The sequence below is a fragment of the Herbaspirillum sp. 1130 genome (assembly GCF_017833835.1).
Lineage (GTDB): Bacteria > Pseudomonadota > Gammaproteobacteria > Burkholderiales > Burkholderiaceae_D > Herbaspirillum > Herbaspirillum huttiense.
Map to the genome: position 1 here is coordinate 64,421 of NZ_JAFICQ010000003.1, position 21,012 is coordinate 85,432.

Below are 21,012 nucleotides of genomic sequence, written 5' to 3' on the forward strand. Positions count from 1 at the left end.
AAGCAATCCCGCCATGATAGCGGACTTCGCTGCTACAGCCGGATCTGCTCGAAGGCCGTGATGCGCTGGCGCGCTTCGCCGACCTGAGGCTGCTTGCCATCGGCGATGGTATCGGCGGCGCGTACCCTGGAACCGAAGTCCAGCCCGGTCATCCTTTCCAGTTCGGGAATGGCCACGCGCCAGTGGTTGACGTCCACCGAGGGCAGGTCGCGCGGCGCTCCCAGGCTGTGCCGGCTCTCCGACAGCAGGGCCGACTGGTCGGCCAGCAGGCCTACCGCTTTCAAGCCTTGCTTGCCCTTCCACACCACGATCTTGAAGAAGGCCGAAGGGATCTGCACCTCATCGGCCCACAGGTCCACCTGGTCGTTGAACACCGGGCCCTGGAAGACGCACAGGCGGCCCTTGCTGCTGGCAGCCAGCACACCGTTCTCCAGCACATAGCGCTCCAGGCCCTGCCAGTAGGTCGCGCTCTGGTTGAAGCGGAAATGCTGGGGCGAGCAATTGGTGAAATGGAAGGTATCGGCATTGGCGCGTTCGGCTTCTTCCGGCGTACCCCAGCTGGGATCGGAGCGGCGCGTCAGGTGGCCGCGATCGAAATAAGTCGACCACGCCGAATAGAAATCCTGTTCCAGCACGCTGCCGGCCGCCACGCGCGGATCGCGGAACCAGGCATCGCCTTCGGCCGCATTGACCTGGCCGCTGCCGCGATCGACTGCGAGGTAATGCGTACCGTCGATGTTGGTGGCAGTGAAGGCGGCCATGCGGCGGCGCTTCAACAGCTTGATGCTGAAGTGTTCATATTTCAGTTCGCCGTCATCGCCAGCGGCACCGGCCACGGTAGGCAGCAGCGGGACGATGTCGCCCGCCAGCTTCGCATCCGGCTGCGGCAGCGGCAGTTCGGCACCGGGGATGAAAGCGGCATCGTAGCCGCTGCGATTGCCGTAATCCGGATCGATGCGCAAGGCTTCTGCGCCTGCGGAGGGGCGGGGCGGAGAGAGCCGGCGTGGTGGCTGCAAGGTCGCGTTGTTGGCAGCGAGGCTTGCGTTGGCGGCAGCGGGTGTCGTCGCCTGGGCGACGGTCGTTGCACCTCCCGCAACCCGCACCGTCACTTCCAGCGGAATCGTCAGGGTTGCGGTCTGCAGAGCGATGTCTTTGCCACTGTTGTTCATGCTGATCTCCTGTGTCATGTCGGATGCGGTGTTGTCGGCGACGGTGAGGGCAGCGGGCGCGCTGGCCACCTGATAGCTCAAGGCTTCCTGCAGCAACGCCCGGGCCTCAGGCGGCAAGGTGGGCAGGCGTGCCAGCAGGTCACGGTAGAGGGCGCTGATGCGTATGCCTTCGTTGACCTTGCGCAGCCGTTGATCTCCCGCACCAGCATCGCGATAAGGCTCCCCCCAGTGATGCAAGGCCACCAGCTGCCAGTCGTCATTGAAGACCGGCGAGCCGGACGAGCCTTGCTGGGTATCGGTCTCGTAGAGCAGGGTGTGTTCGGTGCGCGCGGTGACGGTGTTGTTGCGGATGCTGATCATCTTCATCCAGCCGGACGGATGCTGGATGATGTTGGCCGCCATGCCGATGACGTGTTTGTCGGGCTGGTCCGAGAGCGGGCAGAAGCCCAGCTCCTCCACAGTGGCCGTCCCTGACTGGCGTTCGCCCAGTGCGATGAGGGCATAGTCCAGCTGATCCGCTGGAGAGAACAGCGCCAGCCGCTCCGGTGCCAGCAGGTAGCTGGTGGTGGCACGCGGCACTCCGCGTGCGTCGAGTTCGCGCAGGAAGGTGAGACGTGTGCCGCGTGCGGCGGCGGTATCCGCGATGACGTGCTGGTTGGTCAGGAACAGGCGCGGGCTGATCAAGAAGCCGGTGGCCAGTTCGCTGCTCTGATCGCTGTTGACCTCGACGTAGGCCACCGCTCGCGCCACCGCTGCGCCTTGCGCCAGGAAGCTGGCGCGCAGGAAATCCTCGCTGTCGCCGATGATCGATTCCGGACCGGCCGGATGGCCCAGGTTGCGCTGGCGCAGGGCATAGGCGCGCGCCCGTTCACTGTCGGGCTCGGCCTCGCGCCATTGCCCGCAGGCCACCAGCGAGCGTACACGCTGGCGTTCGCTGGCAGTGTCGGCCACGCAGGCGCGGAAATCCTTGAGGGCTTGGGCATCCATGGCATCTCCAGATTCTCGGGGGAGGGTCCGGGGACGTTATTACCTTCATATGACATCGGCATGACCTGAAACATCTTGCAAAACATCAGTGTTTCCGGTGGCCAAGACAAAGCCGCCGGGCTTGCGCCACGGCGGCTTTGGGAGAAGCCTGGATGCGGGTGAAGCTTACTGCATATGCCAGCCGTGGCTGACCACGACGGACTGGCCGGTCAGCGCATTGGTCGGGAAGGCCGCCAGGAACACGGCGGTCTGGGCCACGTCCTGGGTGGTGGTGAATTCACCGTCCACGGTGTCCTTGAGCATGATCTTCTTGATGACATCCTCTTCGCTGATGCCGAATTCCTTGGCCTGCTCGGGGATCTGCTTTTCCACCAGCGGCGTGCGCACGAAGCCGGGACAGATGACATTGGTGCGGATCTTGTCCTTGGCCCCTTCCTTGGCCACGGTCTTGGCCAGGCCCAGCAGGCCGTGCTTGGCGGTCACGTAGGGCGACTTGAGCGCCGAGGCCTGATGCGAGTGCACCGAACCCATGTAGATGATCGAGCCGCCACGGCCCTGCTTGATCATGGCTTTCATCGCCGCGCGGGTGGTCAGGAAGGCGCCGTCCAGGTGGATCGCCAGCATCTTGCGCCAGTTTTCCAGCGACAGTTCGGTGACCGGGCTGATGATCTGGATGCCGGCATTGCTGATCATGATGTCCAGCCCGCCGTAGGTGTTCACGGCATCGGCCACGCCCTTGTCGACCTGGGTTTCATCGGTGACGTTCATGGCCACCGCCATCGCGGTGCCGCCGTTCTTGACGATCTCTTCAGCCGTGGCCTTGGCGGCTTCCAGGGCCAGGTCGGCGATGACGACCTTGGCGCCTTGTTTGGCGTATTCGATCGCGATTTCCTTGCCGATGCCGCTGGCCGAACCGGTAATGAGTGCGACTTTATCCTTGAGTAGCATGATCTTCCTTTATGTTTCGAGTTGACGGACATTGCAAAGCCAGACCGTCCTCGGCACCGGCGCTGTCGCACGCGGTCCCCGACGACGGTCATCAATCCCTGGTTTCGATGAACTGCGCATCGAAAGATTCCTCGGGTGCCGATCTCGCCCTTGCACCCGTTTTCCTTGCCCTCGCGCATGCGTCTGCTCCCCGCAGGGAGGTCTCCGGACGCCGCTTTGTCACGCCATTGTAACGCTGGGCCGCTGGTTGTTGCTGCACTGCCAAAACGCCCGCAAAGGTCATGTGCGTGAAACATTCGCTGGTTAGTCTGTGCAGCGTTATCCCGGGGACATCGGCTGTTTCTCGAAATTAATCGATCAATTCTTCGATTTCATTTGAGGCAGCCGCAATTCTGAAGGGGACGCGGGAAGCAGTTCAGGTGAGGTCGCTTATGTTGTCTGGTTGACCTGGCTGACATCTTCCACGGTCTCTTTCAAACATCACCACAAAGGACAATGCATGAGACTGCTTACCATTCCTGCCGATGCCAATCCGAGTTTTGCCAAGCTGAACCTGAGCCTGGCCAGCACCCCGGAAGAAGTGCGCGAAGTTCAGCGCCTGCGCTACAAGGTCTTCATCGAAGCGATGAACCTGTCGGCCCTGGCCAACCCCGAAGGCCTGGACAAGGATGAGTTCGACGACTACTGCGATCACCTGATCGTGCGCGACAGCAAGACCCTCTCCGTGGTCGGCACCTATCGCGTGCTGAGCCCGCACGGTGCGCGCCGCATGGGCAAGTTCTACTCGGAACAGGAATTCGATCTCTCGCGCCTGGACAACATCCGCGGCGTCATCGCCGAGGCTGGCCGCGCCTGCATCCACCCGGACTACCGCAGCGGCGGCGTCATCATGATGCTGTGGGCCGGCCTGGCCGCCTACATGCGCAAGGAACGCTGCGAATACCTGATGGGCTGCGCCAGCGTGAGCCTGGCCGATGGCGGCCACAACGCCGCCGCGCTGTACCACGCCTTCCGCGAAAAGAACCTGGCGCCGCCGGACTATCGCGTCACGCCGCTCCTGCCCTTCCCGCTGGAAGACCGCCAGGCCGGCGTCGATCCGCAGATCCCGCCGCTGCTGCGCGGCTACCTGCGCAGCGGTGCGTGGGTGTGCGGCGAACCGGCCTGGGATCCTGATTTCCACTCGGCCGATTTCTTCCTGCTGCTGCCGCTCTCCAAGCTCGACAGCCGCTATGCCCGCCACTACCTCAAGGATTCGAGGACCGCATGAAGCCACGCGAACAGTTCATGGAAAAAGCCCAGGGGCTGTTCGCCGACCTGGGTCCCGACCACGATGCCGGTGACGAGGAAGCCAGGCGCGATCCGCTGCGCTTCCGCACCATCTGGATTTCCGATATCCACCTGGGCACCACCGGCTGCCAGGCTGAACGCCTGCTGGAGTTCCTGCGCGCCACCGAATCCGAAACGCTCTACCTGGTCGGCGACATCATCGACGGCTGGCAACTCAAGCGTCGCTGGTACTGGGACCAGTCCCACAACAACGTGGTGCAGACCGTGCTCAAGAAAGCCAAGAAGGGCACCAACGTCATCTTCGTTCCCGGCAATCACGATGAAGTGATCCGCCAGTTCATCGACCTCGATTTCGGCGGCATCAAGATCCGCGACGAGCTGGTGCACGTGACCGCCGAGGGCAAGCGCATGCTGGTACTGCACGGCGACCGCTTCGATGGCGTGATCGCCTGCGCCAAGTGGCTGGCCTACGTGGGCGACAGCCTCTACACCATGATCCTCAAGTTCAACCAGTGGTTCAACAGCTGGCGCGCCCGTGCCGGGCTGCCGTACTGGTCGCTTTCGCAGTACCTGAAATCCAAGGTCAAGAATGCGGTGAACTACATCACCTCCTTCGAAGACGCGCTCGCCGACGAGGCCAAGAAGAAGGGTCTGGATGGCGTCATCTGCGGTCACATCCACAAGCCCGAGATCCGCGACATCGGCGGTGTCGTCTACTGCAACGACGGCGACTGGGTCGAGAGCCTGTCGGCACTGGTGGAAGACCCCAGCGGTGAACTGCGCCTGGTGACCTGGCAGGAAATCATGCAACTCAAGCGCGCGGGCAAGGAAGCGCGCCAGGCCGCCCGCGAACTCGCCACCGCCTGAGGCAGCGGGTTCCTTGCGAATCATATTGTTTATATTGTTTATATAGTTTATGCGCATTGCCATCATCAGCGACGCCGGAGAGCCGCAAGTCAACGGCGTCGTCAACACCTTGCGCTCGACCGTGCGTTGCCTGCGCGGTCTCGGTCACGAAGTGCTGCTGCTGTCGCCGCGCGACTTCCGCACCTTCGCCTGTCCGACCTATCCTGAAATCCGCCTGGCCTACAAGCCCTATGCCCGCATCGTGGCGGCGCTCGAAGCCTTCCAGCCCGATTGCATCCACATTGCCACCGAAGGTCCGATGGGGCTGGCGGCGCGCCGTTATTGCGTGCGCCACAAGCTCAGTTTCACCACGGCGTATCACACCCGTTTCCCGGAATACCTGGCTGCGCGCAAGCTGCTGCCCAAGGCGATCACGTATCGCCTGCTGCGCTGGTTCCATGGCCGCTCCGAAGCCATCATGGTGCCCACTCCCGCGATGAAGACGGCGCTGGAAGAGGAGGGCTTCCGCAACGTCGTCCTGTGGGGGCGCGGCGTGGATACCAATCACTTCCGCCCGGCGGTGGAAGACCATGCCTGCATCGAACGTCCACTGTTCCTCTACGTGGGCCGCGTGGCGGTGGAAAAGAATATCGAAGCCTTCCTCAAGCTGGACCTGCCCGGCACCAAGTGGGTCGTGGGCGATGGCCCGCAACTGGAAGACCTGAGCGCGCGCTACCCGGAAGTGCGCTTCCTGGGGGCCAAGGGCCACGATGAGCTGCCGGCGTATTACAACTGCGCTGATGTGTTCGTCTTCCCCAGCAAGACCGATACCTTCGGCCTGGTGCTGCTGGAGGCCATGGCCTGCGGCATTCCGGTCGCGGCCTATCCGGTGGAAGGCCCGATCGACGTGGTCGACAACGGCGTGTCCGGCGTATTGCGCCAGGACCTCAAGCAAGCCTGCCTGCAGGCCATGAAGCTCGACCATGAGGCGGTGCGCGCCCACGCGGCCACCCGCTCCTGGGAATCGGCCACCCAGCAGTTCCTGCAGCACCTGCACCTGGCGCACCGCAGTGCGCCCGGCAAGGCTGCGGCCATCAAGCCGGTGCGAGAGATCCGCTGACCCGGCAACGGCTGCCTTGCGCAGCCGTTCAGTTCTTCATCTTTTGATAACTATGCAAGACGCACATGAGGGCATGCCGACAAAGCATTGGCATGCCCGCGTACCCCTCTTCTAAGATGCGCCACGCCCGCGTGCGCCGCTTGTAATACCGATTACAAAAAACCAAGAATCCACACCGGAGGCACGCCGCAGACCGGTCGCGTGGGCCTGAGAGCCGCTACAGGCGGGCCTTGCCGGGGCAAGGTAGCGGGCCGGGCATGAATCATGCTCCACCGCGAGCGCAACAATACGCAGTAAAAAGAGCAACTCGCAGGGTGCTGGTTCACCGTGCGCGCAATTGCATCACCGTCGACGTTCGCGTTATCAGGAAGAGACACGCCATGATTCAACATCTCAAGATCGGCAGCCGCCTGGCATTCGGCTTCTGCCTCATTCTGCTGCTGGCCACCGCCATCCTGCTGATCGGCCTGTGGCGCATGGCCGAGCTGGAAGCCAGCAGTGAATACGTGATCGACCAGAAGGTCGCCGCCATGACCAGCGCCATGAACATGCGCGAGGCCGGCAGCCAGCTGGCCCTGGCGCTGCGCAAGGTGGTCACGCCCACCGATGCCGCCGAGGGCAAGGCCGAGGACGCACACCTGGGCGAGATCCTGAAAGCCTATGCCGGCTTCGAGAAGCAGATCACAGGCTTGTCCGCCGATGGCCGTGGCAAGGATTTGCTGGCAGCCACCAGCGGCGAGAGCAAGAAGCTGTTCCCGCTGGTGGAGCAGATCCGCCAGCAGGTGGCCAGCAACAATTACTTCGATGCAGCCCAACAGCTCAAGAGCGATTTTCTCCCTGCGCATGAGAAGTGGATGGCCAGCGTGGCGGCGCTGGCGGCGTTCCAGCAGGAGGACATGAAGCAGGCCCACGCTGACGCCAAGGACAGCTACCGCAAGGCGCAGATCGGCATGCTGGCCATGGGCGTGCTGACGCTGGGCCTGGGCTTCTTCTTCACCTTCATCATCACGCGCTCCATCGTCAATCCGCTCAAGCGCGCCGGCAGTATTGCGGAAACGATTTCCCGTGGCGATCTCACCCACGACTTCCACGACCAGGGGCGCGATGAAGCCGCACATCTGGTCAACGCCCTCGATGCCATGCAGGGCAATCTGGCGACCACGCTCAACGAGGTCAAGGAAAGCGCCGCCGTCATCGCCGTGGCCTCGCATGAAATCGCGCGCGGCAACGTGGATCTCTCCAACCGCACTGAATCGCAGGCCTCCAGCCTGGAAGAAACCGCCAGCTCGATGGAACAGCTGACCTCCACCGTGCAGCAGAACGCCGCCAACGCGCAGCAGGCCAACCAGCTGGTGTTGTCAGCTTCGGATTACGCCACCAAGGGCGGGCGTGTGGTCGGCCACGTGGTCGCCACCATGGGTTCGATCAAGGAGAGCTCGGGCAAGATCGTCGACATCATCGGCGTGATCGATGGCATTGCTTTCCAGACCAATATCCTCGCGCTCAACGCGGCAGTGGAAGCGGCCCGCGCCGGCGAGCAGGGACGCGGGTTTGCGGTGGTCGCCTCGGAAGTGCGCGCGCTGGCCCAGCGCAGCGCGGCGGCCGCCAAGGAAATCAAGGAGCTCATCAGCGATTCGGTGGACAAGGTCGATGCCGGCGGCAAGCTGGTCGATGAGGCCGGGGCCACCATGAGCGAGATCGTGGCGTCGGTGAAGCACGTGGCTGACATCATGGGCGAGATCACGGCCGCCAGCCAGGAGCAGAGCGCCGGTATCGCCGAGGTCAACAATGCCATCGCGCAGATCGACGAGATCACCCAGCAGAATGCGGCACTGGTCGAGCAGGCCGCCGCCGCTGCCGAAAGCCTGCAGGAGCAATCCGATGTGCTGGCCCGTGCCGTGGCCGTGTTCAAGCTGAAGACGGCGGCGCAGGCGCGGCCTCAGTCACAGCCTCAACATCCGGCGCACAAGCAGTCCGCCGCGCCGGTGATGAACAGTCCGGCAGCGGCGCGCACGGTCAATCCGCCGCCCGCGGTGGCTGCCGCCAGGAAGCCAGCTCTGGCCAGCTTGCCGCCGGTCTCCGGTGCGTCCAAAGGCAAGCCGGCGACGGCCGCACGCGATGATGATTTCGAGGAATTCTGATCGGATGCGTTGTTGCAAGAACTTGTAATTCTGGTTAAGCATTAGTCAATAAAAAATCAAGTTCGCGTGCAAGCGCCGCCACCCTTCAAGGTGGCGGCGCTTTTATTTTTTCAGGGTGGCAAGCACGCTGCGTGAGAATTCAAGATAATTGCGAAGTTGCCGTAAAGCTATATCAAATGTTGCAGGCGGATTGCCCCGGCAAGGGGAGGGCGGTCACCTGCGCACCCGGGGGGAGAGCGCGGCGTCGCAGCAGCGGCCACACAGGCCGGACGACGACCACGCCGATTGCGCAGAGTGCGCAGCACGCGGCCCCGGGGATTGCAGTGCGGCCCTTTCCCTTCATCCACCGGAATCAGTCCATGTCCATCAAGAACCTCTCGATCAAGGCGCAACTCGCCATTGCCGTCCTTGTCCTGTCCCTCCTGCTGCTTGCGCTCGGCCTGTCGGGCCTGCTGGGCATGTCGGCCGCCGTGAGCATCAACCGCCAGCTTTCCGAAGAACGCATTCCCAAGACGGTGGCCGCCGACAACACCCTGATCTGGATCGGCCGCCAGCGGACCTCGCTGGACCAGGCCGCCATGAGCCTGGATGCGGCCTGGACCGAGCGCATGTTCGTCATGGAAGCCAATGCCCGCAAGGAAGCCCTGCAATGGTGGGACAAATATACGGCTCTGCCGCAGACGGACGAGGGCAGGGCGCTGGTGAAGAAGGTCTCCGAAGGCATTGCCAATACCCAGGTCGCGCTGGACAAGTTCACGGCCGCCATCAAGTCCCAGGATCGCCAGGCCATCGCCGATCAGGCACGCAAGGTGGGCCAGGCCTACAGCGCCATGCAGCTCGATGGCCAGGCTCTCAACAAGTACGAGACCGAGCAGGCCGCAGAAAGCCTGGCTGCCACCAACGCGCGCTACCAAGCCTCACGCATGTTCTCGATTGCCGCCGTCATCGGTGGCCTGCTGCTGGCCTTCTTCAGCTGGTGGTCGCTGCGCCGCGCCATCGGTGAGCCGATGCAGCGTGCGCTGCGCCACTTCGATGCCATCGCCAATGGCGACCTGACGCAGCCGGTCCACGTGCATTCGAAGAATGAAATGGGCCAGCTGCTGCAAGGTCTTTCCCGCATGCAGGAGAGCCTCTCGCGTACCGTGCGTGCCGTGCGCGGCGGCAGCGATGCCATTGCCACGGCCACGCGCGAGATCGCGTCCGGCAACCTGGACCTGTCCGCACGCACCGAGCAGCAGGCCGCCTCGCTGGAAGAAACCGCCTCCAGCATGGAAGAACTGACCGGTACCGTGAAGCACAACGCCGACAATGCCCGCCAGGCGACGACCCTGGCGGTCAACGCCTCTACCATCGCTGCCGACGGCAATGCCGTGGTGGGCCGCGTGGTGCAGACCATGGAAGAGATCCGCGAGAGTTCGGCGCGCATCACCGACATCGTCAGCATCATCGACGGCATCGCCTTCCAGACCAACATCCTGGCCTTGAACGCCGCCGTGGAAGCGGCCCGTGCCGGTGAGCAGGGCCGCGGCTTTGCGGTGGTGGCCACCGAAGTGCGGGCGCTGGCGCAGCGTTCTTCCAGTGCCGCCAAGGAAATCAAGGAACTGATCATGCACTCGGTGGAACGCGTGCAGGCCGGTTCCGAACTGGTCGGCCAGGCCGGCGAGACCATGAGCGACGTGATCCAGGCAGTGCAGCGCGTCACCGACATCATGAGCGAGATCTCGGCCGCCTCCAATGAACAGAGCGCCGGTATCGACCAGGTCTCGCGCGCGGTCACGCAGATGGATGAAGCGACCCAGCAGAATGCCGCCCTGGTGGAACAGGCCAGTGCTGCGGCCAAGTCGCTGGAGCAGCAGGCGCAGGCATTGATGCAGGAAGTGGCGATCTTCCGCGTAGGCCAGGGCGATGTGGTGAGCTTACGGCCGCAGGTCAACGTGCAGCAGCCTGCCCCCAAGGCTGCCGCCACGCCGGCCAAGCCTGTTGCAGCGACCAAGCCGGCCGTACCCAAGGCGGTCCCGGCACTGAAGCGCCCGGCCTTGCCGGCAGCCGCCGCCAGTGCCAAGCCCGCCTCGCGTCTGCCGGCGGGGGATGATGGCGACTGGGAGACCTTCTGATTTCCTGATCTTCTGATCTCCTCCGCTCCGGACGATCTGGCGTTTTTGCCAGAAACTTCACCCCGCTCCATGAAGAATCGCCGCAGCCCGCTTGCGCAGGGTGCGGCGATTTTTTCATTCACTTTTCACGCAAAAGGGGGCGATCCACCCCTCCCGTACGGGGATCAGCGCGGCGGATGCTTGCCCGGGCTGTTCAGCAATTCCGGGGCGACCACGGCCTTGAGGTAATTGGTGGTCACGTCGCCCCGGTCGCGCTGGGCGATCCACCACACGTTGCCTTTGCGCAGCGACCATTCCTGCGGCTGCCCCGAGATCAGGCGTGCCGCCACCTGGCCCAGCGTCGGCTGGTGGCCCACGATCAGCACCGGCTCGCGGCTGTCGGGCCAGTTGGCCGCGCGCAGCAGGTCGTCGGCGCTCATGTTGGGGGCCAGGTCGGCCACCACCTTGTACTTGCGCTTCAAGGCTTCCACTGTTTGCAGCGTGCGTGTGGCCGGGCTGACCAGGATGCGGCAGCTCTCGGGCAGGTTGCGGTCCAGCCATTCTGCCATCTTGGCCGCCTGCTTGTGCCCCTTCGGGGTCAGGGCGCGGCCCTCGTCGGGTTCGCCCAGTTCAGCCTCGGCATGACGCCACAGAATCAGGTCCATCTCAGCTCCTTGAGGAAATCAGCAGGCCGCCATGCGCGGCATTACACAGGCTCTTCCGGCGGCGTGGCCGGGATGCCCAGCGTGGTCATCAGATGCTGCTGGGCGTTGAAGGACTGCTGCTTGCTGCGCGCTTTCTTGAGGGTATAGACACCATTGACGTCGAGGTGCCAGGCGTTGGTGTTGTCCTTCAGGTAGGGATTCAGGCCCTCGTTCATCACGCGCTTCTTGAGTGCCTTGTCCAGCACCGGGAAGCCGACCTCGATGCGGCGGAACAGGTTGCGGTTCATCCAGTCGGCGCTGGCCAGGTAGACGTCGTGCTTGAGGTCGTTGCGGAAGTAATAGATGCGCGAGTGTTCCAGGTAGCGGCCGATGATGGAGCGCACCTTGATGTTCTCCGACAGCCCCGGCACGCCGGGCCGCAGCGCGCACGCACCGCGCACGATCAGGTCGATCTTGACGCCGTCGGCCGAGGCCGCATAAAGCGCGCGGATCACCGATTCATCCAGCAGCGCATTCATCTTGGCGATGATGCGCGCCGGCCGGCCTTCGCGGGCGATCTGCCCTTCGTTGCGGATGGCACGGATGATTTCCTTCTGCAGCGAGAACGGGGCCAGCCACAGGTGCGTGAGATTGCGTGGTTTGGTCAGGCTGGTGAGGTGGATGAAGACTTCGTTGACTTCGGCGGTCAGCTCCTGGTTGGAGGTCAGCAGGCCAAAGTCGGTGTAGAACTTGGTGGTATTGGGGTGATAGTTGCCGGTACCCAGGTGCGCATAGAAGCGCAGGTTCTGGTCGTCGTCACGACGGATCACCAGGGCCAGCTTGGCGTGCGTCTTCAGGCCGACCACGCCGTAGACCACTTGCGCGCCGGCCTGCTCCAGCTTGACGGCCCAGTTGATGTTGGCTTCTTCATCGAAGCGCGCCATCAGCTCCACGATCACCGTCACTTCCTTGCCATGCTGGGCGGCGTAGATCAGTGCCTCCATCAGGTCCGAGTTCATGCCGGTGCGGTAGATGGTCTGCTTGATGGCCAGCACGCGCGGATCGTGGGCGGCGGTGCGGATGAAATCGACCACCGGCTGGAAGGACTGGAAGGGGTGGTGCAGCAGCACGTCCTTCTTGTCCAGCGCGGCGAAGATGTTTTCGTTGGCCAGCTGCGGCGGCAGCGTGGGCGAGAAGGGCGGGAAGCGCAACTCCGGCTGGTTCACCAGGTTGACGATCTCGCCCAGGCGCACCATGTTCACCGGACCCTGCACGGCGTACAGACGATTGCGCTCGATGTTGAACTGGTTCAGCAGGAACTGCGCCAGGTGTTCCGGGCAGTTGGCCGCCACTTCCAGGCGCACCGCCACGCCGAACTGGCGGCTCTGCAATTCGGTCTCCAGCGCCTGGCGCAGGTTCTTGACCTCTTCTTCATCGACCCACAGGTCGCTGTTGCGGGTGACGCGGAATTGCGAATAGGCGGTGATGTCGCGCCCCGGGAACAGGTCCGCGATATGCGCATGGATCACCGAAGAGAGCAGGCAGAACGAGGACTGCCCCTTGGCCGACAGGTGGTCCGGCAGCTTGATCACGCGCGGCAGTACGCGCGGTGCCTTGACGATGACGATGGCCGTGCCTCGTCCGAAGGCATCCTTGCCGGAGAGCTCGATGATGAAATTGAGGCTCTTGTTGTGCACCTGCGGGAAGGGGTGGGCCGGATCCAGCCCGATGGGCGTCAGCAGCGGCCGCACGTGCTGCTCGAAATATTGCTTCACCCAGGCGCGCTGGGCTTCGTTGCGGTCGTCATGGCGCAGCAGGTGGATGCCGTTGGCGGCCAGCTGCGGCAGGATCTCTTCGTTCAGGAGTTCATATTGGCGCGTGACGATGCGGTGGCACTCGGCGCTGGTGCGTTCGAGCGCGGCGCGCAGTTCGGGCGGGTCGATGTTCTCGCCCTCGATGCGGTTGGCCAGCAGGCTGGCGATGCGCACTTCGAAAAATTCATCGAGATTGCTGCTGCAAATGCACAAATAGCGCAGGCGCTCCAGCAGCGGCACGCTGTCGTCTTCGGCCTGGGCCAGCACGCGGCGGTTGAAGGCCAGTTGCGACAGTTCACGGTTGAGGTAAATCGTACTGGCGGGAAGTTCAGGTTGGGTACTGCTCTCCGGCTTTGCTTTTCTGGTCATCAATGGTCCCTGTCCATCCACTTAGAGCGGGCAGTGTATTTAGGAGGTATGACGAGTTTATGACAACGCCTTGGCCACTTTGTCACATTTGCTTCAGTATAAATCGATCTCTATATGATGACAAAATCATATTTGTCTGCAGGCAACCCTTGACATCACCCGCCACGGGCCATGACATCAAACTGTCAGGAGAGCCGCACCGCGCGCGGCATGCGGGTTTTCGGGCGGTTGCCGGGTGCCGGGCAGGGAGTGTTGCAGCGCGGCGCGGAGGCCCGTGCGATCTGGACTGAATGACAAGTTCGGGTCATAAACTCGTCACATTAGCTGGTTAAAGTTCGCCCTGTCTCGAAAGTCATCCCTCCCGACGTGATGTTTCTCGGTGACCGTCCTCTCTTCAAAATCATAGGAGTAGCAGAAATGGGTTTTAACCATCTGATCAAGTCTGTTGCAATCGCAGTGGCTGGCGCTTTCGCTTTCAGCGGTGCCGCGCATGCAGCAGAAATCACCGGCGCTGGCGCCTCCTTCCCGTACCCGGTCTACGCCAAATGGGCTGAGCTGTACAAGGCCGCCACCGGCAACAGCCTGAACTACCAGTCCATCGGTTCGGGCGGTGGTATCAAGCAGATCAAGGCCAAGACCGTCGATTTCGGCGCTTCGGATGCTCCGCTGCCGCAAAGCGAACTGGCTGAAGCCGGCCTGACCCAGTTCCCCGCCGTCGTCGGTGGCGTGGTTCCCGTGGTCAACCTGGACGGCGTGACCCCCGGCCAGATCAAGCTGTCGGGCCAGGTGCTGGGCGACATCTATGCCGGCAAGATCACCAAGTGGAACGCACCGGAGATCACCGCCCTGAACCCGGGCGTGAAGCTGCCGAATGAAGACATCACCGTCGTCTACCGTTCGGACGCATCGGGCACTTCCTACGTCTTCACCTCCTACCTGTCCAAGGCCAACGCCGACTTCAAGAGCAAGATCGGTGCCGGTACTGCCGTGAAGTGGCCCACCGGCGTGGGTGGCAAGGGTAACGAAGGCGTTGCCGCCAACGTGCAGAAGGTCAAGGGCGCAATCGGCTACGTCGAGTACGCCTACGTCAAGAAGAACAAGCTGAACTACACCCAGCTGAAGAACAAGGATGGCAACTTCGTCTCCCCGGACGATTCCACCTTCAAGGCTGCCACCGCCGCTGGCGACTGGGCCAAGACCCCTGGCTTCGCAGTGGACTTCACCGACGCAGCCGGCAAGGAATCGTGGCCGATCTCCAGCGCCACCTTCATCCTGCTGCACAAGGAACAGGCTGGCGATGGCGCCAAGGGCAAGGAAGTCCTGAAGTTCTTCGACTGGGCCTACAAGAACGGCGGCAAGGTTGCTGCTGAACTGGACTACGTGCCCCTGCCGGATTCGGTCACCAAGCTGGTGGAAGATTCCTGGAAGAGCAACGTCAAGGACAGCAGCGGCAAGGCACTCTGGTAAGCCAAGCCCAGTCCGGCCGGATGCCATGAACATCCGGTCATAGCAGCCTCTCCCCTACGGAGCATTCGGGTCATCGCAGCGAGAACGAGCAACTCTGGAGCACAGAGCATTCGCGGCGATGGCCCGTTTTAATGGTGAATTCAAATGAGCGCTAATTATTCCACCACGGCAATGTCGAATACCGAAGTCAAAAAATCCCCGACAGAGACTGAAAGTGCGCAAGCTGCGCGCGAGAAGTTGATGGCCGTCATGCGCCGCCAGCGTCTGCAGGATTTCTTTTTCCACAAGATCACCCTGATCTTCGCCCTGTCCGTGCTGCTGATGCTGGGCGGGATCATCGTTTCCCTCATCATCGGTGCCGCACCGGCGTTCCAGGCCTTCGGCCCGGGCTTCATCACGCGCGTCGAATGGGATCCGACCAATAACGAATTCGGCGCCATGATCGCCATCGTCGGCACGCTGTCGACCTCGATCATCGCCTTGCTGATCGCTTTCCCGGTCAGCTTCGGCATCGCCCTGTTCCTGACCGAAATCTGCCCGGCCAAGCTGCGCCGTCCGCTGGGCACCTGTGTGGAACTGCTGGCGGGCGTGCCCTCCATCATCTACGGCATGTGGGGCCTGTTCGTGTTCGCACCGCTCTTCTCCGAATACGGCCAGCCCTTCCTGAAGGCCACCCTGGGCCAGATCCCCGGCATCGGCGTGCTGTTCTCCGGCCCGACCATGGGCATCGGCATCCTGACCGCCGGCCTGATCCTGTCGGTGATGATCATCCCCTTCATCTCCTCGGTGATGCGCGACGTGTTTGAAGTTGTGCCCGCAGTGCTGAAGGAATCGGCCTACGGTCTCGGCTGCACCCGCTGGGAAGTGGTGCGCAAGGTGGTGCTGCCCTACACCAAGACCGGTGTGGTCGGTGGCGTGATGCTGGGCCTGGGCCGTGCGTTGGGCGAGACCATGGCGGTCACCTTCGTGATCGGCAACTCGCATCGCCTGTCCTGGTCGCTGTTCTCGGCCGGCAACTCGATTGCCTCAACCCTGGCCAATGAAATCGCCGAAGCCTCCAGCAAGCTGCACGTGTCCTCGCTGTTTGCCCTGGGCCTGATCCTGTTCGTCATCACCTTCATCGTTCTGTCCGCCGCCAAGATCATGCTGATGGGCATGACCCGCAAGGAAGGAGCCAAATAATGAGCCAGACCGTACAAGCCGGTGTGAAAAACACCGACCAGGCGCAAGCCATGAACCCCGTCTACCGCCGTCGCCTGATGCAGCATCGCATGGGCATGCTGTTCTCCTTCCTGGCCATGGGCCTGGGCCTGTTCGTGCTGGCCTGGATCCTGCTGACCCTGGTCTTCAAGGGCGTGGCCGCCCTGAACCTGGGCCTGCTGACCGAAAACACCCCCGGTCCGGGCGATGCCGGCGGCGGCCTGTTGAACCCCATCGTCGGCTCGCTGCTGATGGTCGGTATCAGCACCATCATCAGCACCCCGATCGGCATCCTGGCCGGCGTCTATCTCGCCGAATACGGCGAGGAAAGCAAGCTGGCCCAGGTCACCCGCTTCGTTACCGACATCATGCTGTCGGCACCGTCGATCGTGATTGGCCTGTTCATCTATGCGATCTACGTGGCCAACGTGAACCACTTCTCGGGCTGGGCCGGTACCTTCGCCATTTCGCTGATCGCCATTCCGGTGGTGGTGCGTACCACCGACAACATGTTGAAGCTGGTGCCGAGCGGCCTGCGTGAAGCGGCCTTCGCGCTGGGTGCCCCGCGCTGGAAGGTAGCCATCATCGTGCGCCTGCGCGCCGTCAAGGCGGGCGTGGTGACCGGTGTGCTGCTGGCGGTGGCGCGTATTTCGGGTGAGACTGCTCCGCTGCTGTTCACCGCGCTGAACAACCAGTTCTTCAGCACCAACATGAACCGTCCGATCGCCAACCTGCCGGTGGTGATCAACCAGTTCGCCATGAGCCCGTATGACAACTGGGTCTCGCTGGCATGGGGCGGCGCCTTGCTGATCACCTTCAGCGTGCTGCTGCTCAACGTGCTCTCGCGCACCCTGTTCAAACAACAAATCCCCGGCTAATTCTCCAAGTGACCGACATGACTACTGCTCATCAAATGGCAAGCCACGCTTCGACCGCACCTCTCAACGCCGCTGCGGCCCAGAAGACCACGCTGGAAGTTTCGCAACTGAACTTCTACTACGGCGGATTCCAGGGTTTGAAGAACATCAACCTGAACATCTATGAAGGCAAGGTCACCGCCTTCATCGGCCCCTCGGGCTGCGGCAAGTCGACGCTGCTGCGTACCTTCAACCGCATGTATGACCTGTATCCCGGCCAGCGCGCCGAGGGCAAGATCATCTATGCCGGCAACAACATTCTCGAACCGGGCCAGGATCTGAACATGCTGCGCGCCAAGGTCGGCATGGTGTTCCAGAAGCCGACTCCGTTCCCGATGTCGGTGTATGACAACATCGCCTTCGGTATCCGCCTGTATGAAAACCTGCCCAAGGGCGAGATGGATGAGCGCGTCGAATGGGCGCTCAACAAGGCGGCACTGTGGGGTGAAGTGAAGGACAAGCTGCACAAGAGCGGCCTGTCGCTCTCCGGTGGTCAGCAACAGCGTCTGTGTATCGCACGCGGCGTAGCCGTGAAGCCGGAAGTGCTGCTGCTGGATGAACCGACGTCGGCGCTGGATCCGATTTCGACGGCCAAGGTGGAAGAACTGATCGGTGAGCTCAAGAACGACTACACCATCGCCATCGTGACCCACAACATGCAGCAGGCGGCGCGCTGCTCGGATTACACCGCTTACATGTACCTGGGCGAGCTGGTGGAGTTTGGCGAGACCGACCAGATCTTCATGAATCCGGTGCGCAAGGAAACCCAAGACTACATCACCGGCCGCTTTGGCTGATCGAACCGTCGTCTCGGCTACTGCGCGCTCCGATTTCGCGTCTGCGATGCTCGCCGTACCCCAGTACGGCTGCGCTTCTCGACGCGAACTCGAAGCGCTCGCTACGCCGATACGACGATTCCACAGAGTAGTCATTGCACCGTATATATTATTTATAGAAATTCTTTTTAGGGACGTCACATGACCGGCGATCATTCCTCCAAACAGTATGACCAGGATCTGGAGCAGATCCGCTCCAAGGTGCTCGCCATGGGCGGCATGGTGGAACACCAGTTCCAGGACGCGATTGCGGCCTTCCGCAACGGCAACCTCGACGTCGCCCATCGCGTGATGAAGGACGACGAAGCCGTCAATCGCCTCGAAGTCGAACTCGACGACGCCTGCAGCCACCTGATCGTGCGCCGCCAGCCAACCGCCAATGACCTGCGTACCGTCATGGCCACCATCAAGATCATCACCGATCTGGAACGCGTGGGCGACGAGGCGACCAAGATCGCCCGCACCGCCATCCACCTGCACAAGCGTGGCATCGGCCTGGTCTCGCACTATGAAACCGTGAGCCTGATCGCCGAACAGGCCATGGACCAGCTGCGCAGCGCCCTCGACGCCTTCGCCCGCCTGGATGACCAGCAGGCGCTGGAACTGATCAAGCAGGACGAACGCATCGACCACGGCTTCCGTTCCATCACCCGCAGCCTCATCACCTTCATGATGGAAGACCCGCGCACCATCTCCGGTTCCATCGATACCCTGTGGGTGGCCAAGGCCATCGAACGCATCGGCGACCATGCCAAGAACATCGCCGAATACGTGGTCTACGTGGTCGGTGGCAAGGATATCCGCCACACCGACTTCGGTTCGGCCAAGACGCTCCAGGAAGAAGACTAAGCACGACGGCACCGGTGCTGGCAGCGGGGGAAGCGCTGCCACTGCCGGATTGCGGAGGGGAGACCCGCGATACTGCTAACAAGCCTGACTATCATGACTACTATCCTCATCGTCGAAGACGAACCCTCCATTGCCGAACTGATTGCCTTCACCCTCAAGGAGGCAGGCTGGTCCAGCTTCGTCGTCTCCAACGCGGCCGCGGCCTGGGACTTCGTCCAGCACCGCGCCCCGCAACTGGTGCTGCTGGACTGGATGCTGCCCGACCGCAGCGGCTTGCACCTGCTGTCGCGCATCCGTGCCGACCGCCAGCTGCAGCAACTGTCGGTCATCATGCTCACCGCCAAGAGCATGGAAGAAGACAAGATCGCCGGCCTCGACAACGGTGCCGACGACTACATCACCAAGCCCTTCTCGCCGCGCGAACTGACCGCGCGCATCAAGGCCCTCCTGCGCCGCAAGAGCCCGGAGCACGCCCAGGAAGTGATGTCGGCCGGTCCGGTCACGCTCGATCCTGCCAGCTGCTCGGTGAGCCTGTCGGGCGCACGCATCGATATCGGCCACGCCGAATACAAGCTGCTGAAGTTTTTCCTGGCGCATCCTGATCGCGTGTTCTCGCGCAGCCAGCTGCTCGACCGCGTCTGGGGCGACCACGTGGTGATCGAGGAACGCACCGTGGATGTCCACGTGCTGCGCCTGCGCAAGGCTTTGCGCGATGCCGAGTACCTCATCAAGACGGTGCGCAGCGTCGGCTACATGCTCTCGACCAAATAAAGATCGAGCAAACAAAGATCGAGTAAATAAAGATCAAAGACCAAACAGCCCGCGTCGTTCATAATCAGCAAAATTAAAAAGTTTGGCGCGCGGGCGCTTCCCAGATTTATCTGTCAAATCAATGAGTCCACAACTTCTGTTCTGGATTCCTGCTGTATTGCGCCTGGTGTTGTGCCTGGCCGGAGCAGGAGTCGTCGGTTTCTTCTTCGGCCCCATCATCGGGCTGGTCACGGCGGTGCTGGGCGTGGGCGCGATGATGATCACGCACCTGCACTACCTGCTGCGCCTGTCGACCTGGCTGGATGATTCCGGCCAGTCGCGCCTGCCCGATGGCTGGGGGGCCTGGACCGATGTCTATGCACGGCTGTACCGCATGCGCCGCGACGATGAACGCAACCAGGCCGAACTGGCCGAGTGGCTGGCGCGCTTCCGCCAGGCCATGAGCCTGCTGCCGGATGGCGTGGTGATCATGGACGACGTGCTCTTCCTCGAATGGTGCAACCCGGCCGCGCAGTCGCACCTGGGCCTCAAGCTGGACCGCGACAAGGGCATGCGCGTCACCAACCTGATCCGCAATCCGGCCTTCATCGACTACATCATCCTGGGCCGCTACGAGCAGCCGCTCACGCTGGCCCTGCATGAGCGCAAGCTGATCATCCAGATCATCCCCTTCGAGAACCGCCGCCAGATCCTGGTTACCCACGACGTCACCGAATCGCAGCGCATCGACATGATGCGCCGTGACTTCGTGGCCAATGCCTCGCACGAACTGCGCACGCCGCTGACCGTCATCAACGGTTTCCTGGAAATCGCGCTGGCCCAGCCGAACCTCGAAGAGTCCACCCGCATGGCCCACCTGAAGCTCATGACCGAGCAGGGCCAGCGCATGCAGAACCTGATCGACGACATGCTCACGCTGACGCGCCTGGAATCGATCGACTACCCGCTGCGCTCCGAAGTGCTGCGCGTCCGTCCGCTGCTGGAGCGCATCGCCGAGGAAGGCCGTGCGCTGTCGGCGGGCAAGCATGACATCCGCCTGGTGGTCGACGGCCCCGACCTCAAGGGCAATGCCGATGAACTGCGCAGCGCCTTTACCAACCTGGTCACCAATGCCGTGCGCTATACCCCGGAAGGCGGCACCATCACCCTGCGCTGGCAGAGTGACGAGCAGGGCGCGCATTTCGCGGTGCAGGATACCGGCATCGGCATCAGCCCCGAACATATCTCGCGCCTGACCGAACGCTTCTATCGCGTCGACAAGAGCCGCTCCCGCGAGACCCAGGGCACCGGCCTGGGCCTGGCCATCGTGCGTCACGTGCTGCTGCGCCACCATGCCACGCTGGATATTGCCTCGGTGCCGGATCACGGCAGTACCTTCACGGTGCACTTCCCGGCGACCCAGACCATCGCGGATTACGCGGCGCAGCAATAAACTGCCCACCTCCGGTCAAACCAAATGGAAAGGATGCTTCGGCATCCTTTTTTCATGTTTGAATCGGCCGCAGGCGCGTACTATTGCGCCATAGCTCAACGCTGACATGTCGTCAGTAAGTG

General features: G+C 62.6%; 16 protein-coding genes. 12 read left to right on the plus strand and 4 right to left on the minus strand.

Going from position 1 to position 21,012, the window contains the following annotated elements:
* Positions 1-32: 32 nt before the first annotated feature.
* Both JOD78_RS13995 and JOD78_RS14000 read right to left on the minus strand, forming a co-directional pair.
* Positions 33-2,156 carry a DNA/RNA non-specific endonuclease gene (locus JOD78_RS13995; protein WP_134134612.1) on the minus strand — a complete coding sequence of 708 codons (2,124 nt, stop codon included), beginning with the start codon at positions 2,154-2,156 and terminating at the stop codon, positions 33-35.
* Positions 2,157-2,321: 165 nt separating this feature from the next.
* The gene (locus tag JOD78_RS14000; RefSeq protein WP_034332649.1) at positions 2,322-3,104 is read right to left on the minus strand and encodes a 3-hydroxybutyrate dehydrogenase; all 783 of its coding nucleotides are present in this window, start codon (positions 3,102-3,104) and stop codon (positions 2,322-2,324) included.
* 499 nt (positions 3,105-3,603) lie between these two features.
* Here JOD78_RS14000 and JOD78_RS14005 point away from each other — a divergent pair, with 499 nt between their 5' ends.
* The 5 genes from JOD78_RS14005 to JOD78_RS14025 all read left to right on the plus strand — a co-directional run bounded on the left by JOD78_RS14005 (position 3,604) and on the right by JOD78_RS14025 (position 10,612).
* Positions 3,604-4,371, plus strand: a complete 768-nt coding sequence (locus JOD78_RS14005; RefSeq protein WP_039788946.1) for a GNAT family N-acyltransferase — start codon at positions 3,604-3,606, stop codon at positions 4,369-4,371.
* On the plus strand, positions 4,368-5,258 hold the full coding sequence (locus JOD78_RS14010; RefSeq protein ID WP_121037925.1) for a UDP-2,3-diacylglucosamine diphosphatase: 891 nt from the start codon (positions 4,368-4,370) through the stop codon (positions 5,256-5,258). The genes JOD78_RS14005 and JOD78_RS14010 overlap by 4 nt, the downstream gene beginning before the upstream one ends.
* A gap of 49 nt (positions 5,259-5,307) precedes the next feature.
* Positions 5,308-6,357: a glycosyltransferase family 1 protein gene (locus JOD78_RS14015; protein ID WP_121037928.1), complete on the plus strand. Its 1,050-nt coding sequence runs from the start codon at positions 5,308-5,310 to the stop codon at positions 6,355-6,357.
* A 380-nt stretch (positions 6,358-6,737) separates the two neighbouring features.
* Positions 6,738-8,498 carry a methyl-accepting chemotaxis protein gene (locus JOD78_RS14020; protein ID WP_209568699.1) on the plus strand — a complete coding sequence of 587 codons (1,761 nt, stop codon included), beginning with the start codon at positions 6,738-6,740 and terminating at the stop codon, positions 8,496-8,498.
* Between the two features lie 359 nt (positions 8,499-8,857).
* Entirely contained in the window at positions 8,858-10,612 is a 1,755-nt protein-coding gene (locus JOD78_RS14025) for a methyl-accepting chemotaxis protein (RefSeq protein ID WP_121037933.1), read from the plus strand.
* 164 nt (positions 10,613-10,776) lie between these two features.
* On the opposite strand, the gene sixA is transcribed toward JOD78_RS14025, so the two are convergent.
* Complete coding sequence (sixA, locus tag JOD78_RS14030; protein ID WP_039788936.1) at positions 10,777-11,256, minus strand: phosphohistidine phosphatase SixA; 480 nt, start codon at positions 11,254-11,256, stop codon at positions 10,777-10,779.
* A gap of 41 nt (positions 11,257-11,297) precedes the next feature.
* Positions 11,298-13,418 (minus strand): polyphosphate kinase 1, encoded by a 2,121-nt coding sequence (ppk1, locus tag JOD78_RS14035; protein WP_034332662.1) that lies wholly within the window; start codon positions 13,416-13,418, stop codon positions 11,298-11,300.
* A gap of 417 nt (positions 13,419-13,835) precedes the next feature.
* On the opposite strand from ppk1, the gene pstS reads away from it, so the two are divergent.
* The 7 genes from pstS to phoR all read left to right on the plus strand — a co-directional run bounded on the left by pstS (position 13,836) and on the right by phoR (position 20,890).
* Positions 13,836-14,885, plus strand: a complete 1,050-nt coding sequence (gene pstS, locus JOD78_RS14040) for a phosphate ABC transporter substrate-binding protein PstS (protein WP_134134616.1) — start codon at positions 13,836-13,838, stop codon at positions 14,883-14,885.
* Between the two features lie 171 nt (positions 14,886-15,056).
* Positions 15,057-16,067, plus strand: a complete 1,011-nt coding sequence (gene pstC, locus JOD78_RS14045; RefSeq protein ID WP_121037939.1) for a phosphate ABC transporter permease subunit PstC — start codon at positions 15,057-15,059, stop codon at positions 16,065-16,067.
* Positions 16,067-16,963 carry a phosphate ABC transporter permease PstA gene (gene pstA / locus JOD78_RS14050; RefSeq protein WP_134134617.1) on the plus strand — a complete coding sequence of 299 codons (897 nt, stop codon included), beginning with the start codon at positions 16,067-16,069 and terminating at the stop codon, positions 16,961-16,963. Before pstC ends, pstA begins: the two co-directional genes overlap by 1 nt.
* Before the next feature lie 35 nt (positions 16,964-16,998).
* Positions 16,999-17,799, plus strand: a complete 801-nt coding sequence (gene pstB, locus JOD78_RS14055; RefSeq protein WP_034332671.1) for a phosphate ABC transporter ATP-binding protein PstB — start codon at positions 16,999-17,001, stop codon at positions 17,797-17,799.
* A 180-nt stretch (positions 17,800-17,979) separates the two neighbouring features.
* Positions 17,980-18,687 carry a phosphate signaling complex protein PhoU gene (phoU, locus tag JOD78_RS14060; RefSeq protein WP_121037942.1) on the plus strand — a complete coding sequence of 236 codons (708 nt, stop codon included), beginning with the start codon at positions 17,980-17,982 and terminating at the stop codon, positions 18,685-18,687.
* Between the two features lie 93 nt (positions 18,688-18,780).
* On the plus strand, positions 18,781-19,458 hold the full coding sequence (locus JOD78_RS14065; RefSeq protein ID WP_034332673.1) for a response regulator: 678 nt from the start codon (positions 18,781-18,783) through the stop codon (positions 19,456-19,458).
* 121 nt (positions 19,459-19,579) lie between these two features.
* Positions 19,580-20,890 carry a phosphate regulon sensor histidine kinase PhoR gene (phoR, locus tag JOD78_RS14070; protein WP_121037945.1) on the plus strand — a complete coding sequence of 437 codons (1,311 nt, stop codon included), beginning with the start codon at positions 19,580-19,582 and terminating at the stop codon, positions 20,888-20,890.
* The last annotated feature ends 122 nt before the right edge of the window (positions 20,891-21,012 follow it).

Coding starts and splice junctions, on each gene's coding strand:
- JOD78_RS14000 (WP_034332649.1), bottom strand. CDS start 3,104: ATGCTACTCAAGGATAAAGTCGCACTCATTACCGGTTCGGCCAGCGGC.
- pstC (WP_121037939.1), top strand. CDS start 15,057: ATGTCGAATACCGAAGTCAAAAAATCCCCGACAGAGACTGAAAGTGCG.
- JOD78_RS14010 (WP_121037925.1), top strand. CDS start 4,368: ATGAAGCCACGCGAACAGTTCATGGAAAAAGCCCAGGGGCTGTTCGCC.
- pstA (WP_134134617.1), top strand. CDS start 16,067: ATGAGCCAGACCGTACAAGCCGGTGTGAAAAACACCGACCAGGCGCAA.
- JOD78_RS14015 (WP_121037928.1), top strand. CDS start 5,308: ATGCGCATTGCCATCATCAGCGACGCCGGAGAGCCGCAAGTCAACGGC.
- pstS (WP_134134616.1), top strand. CDS start 13,836: ATGGGTTTTAACCATCTGATCAAGTCTGTTGCAATCGCAGTGGCTGGC.
- JOD78_RS14025 (WP_121037933.1), top strand. CDS start 8,858: ATGTCCATCAAGAACCTCTCGATCAAGGCGCAACTCGCCATTGCCGTC.
- ppk1 (WP_034332662.1), bottom strand. CDS start 13,418: ATGACCAGAAAAGCAAAGCCGGAGAGCAGTACCCAACCTGAACTTCCC.
- JOD78_RS14065 (WP_034332673.1), top strand. CDS start 18,781: ATGACTACTATCCTCATCGTCGAAGACGAACCCTCCATTGCCGAACTG.
- sixA (WP_039788936.1), bottom strand. CDS start 11,256: ATGGACCTGATTCTGTGGCGTCATGCCGAGGCTGAACTGGGCGAACCC.
- phoR (WP_121037945.1), top strand. CDS start 19,580: ATGAGTCCACAACTTCTGTTCTGGATTCCTGCTGTATTGCGCCTGGTG.
- pstB (WP_034332671.1), top strand. CDS start 16,999: ATGGCAAGCCACGCTTCGACCGCACCTCTCAACGCCGCTGCGGCCCAG.
- JOD78_RS14005 (WP_039788946.1), top strand. CDS start 3,604: ATGAGACTGCTTACCATTCCTGCCGATGCCAATCCGAGTTTTGCCAAG.
- JOD78_RS14020 (WP_209568699.1), top strand. CDS start 6,738: ATGATTCAACATCTCAAGATCGGCAGCCGCCTGGCATTCGGCTTCTGC.
- JOD78_RS13995 (WP_134134612.1), bottom strand. CDS start 2,156: ATGGATGCCCAAGCCCTCAAGGATTTCCGCGCCTGCGTGGCCGACACT.
- phoU (WP_121037942.1), top strand. CDS start 17,980: ATGACCGGCGATCATTCCTCCAAACAGTATGACCAGGATCTGGAGCAG.